The 682-nt window shown below is 47.4% G+C and carries 1 protein-coding gene; it reads right to left on the minus strand.

The window, feature by feature from the left end:
• On the minus strand, positions 1-682 hold a 682-nt coding region (gene nhaA, locus R7Z47_RS25010; RefSeq protein WP_318130784.1), incomplete at both ends, for a Na+/H+ antiporter NhaA.

The following is a 682-nucleotide window of genomic DNA, read 5'->3' on the forward strand; positions in this document are numbered from 1 at the left end:
ATGCTTGAAGTTTATACCCTCTGGTAGCTTCGCAACGCCCAGTTTCACAGCTGCCCAGCTAAAGCTAAAGATGCCTAGAGGTTTACCAATCAATAGACCTAGTGCAATACCTAGAGGCAGCATTGAAGTTAGACCAGACATCGATACGCCTTCTAGCGAGATACCTGCGTTCGCAAATGCAAACAGAGGAAGAATACCAAATGCGACATAAGGGTGAAGAGCATGCTCCATGTGTTTCAGTGGAGAGTGTTCGCCCTGCTTTCCTTTCAGCGGAATCGCGAAACCGATCACTACACCTGCCAATGTTGCGTGCACACCAGACTTAAGTACAGCAAACCACAGAATCGCACCTACAATCATGTACGGTGTTAGCTTGGTGACTTCTTTCGCGTTCAGCATGAACAGTACACCTGTCATGACGAAGCCGACAAGCAATGCCATTGAAGAAAGATCACCGGTGTAGAACAGAGCAATGATGACTACAACACCTAAGTCGTCAATGATCGCAAGAGCCAACAAAAATACTTTTAGACTCACTGGTACGCGCTTACCAAGTAACGCCATGATACCCAGAGCAAATGCAATGTCTGTCGCCGCAGGAATTGCCCAACCAGAGATCGCTTCAGGGTCATTTGCATTAAAAGCAACGTAAATAAGTGCCGGAGCCAACATACCACCGACC

The sequence above is a fragment of the Vibrio sp. 1641 genome (assembly GCF_033339995.1).
GTDB lineage: Bacteria > Pseudomonadota > Gammaproteobacteria > Enterobacterales > Vibrionaceae > Vibrio > Vibrio alginolyticus.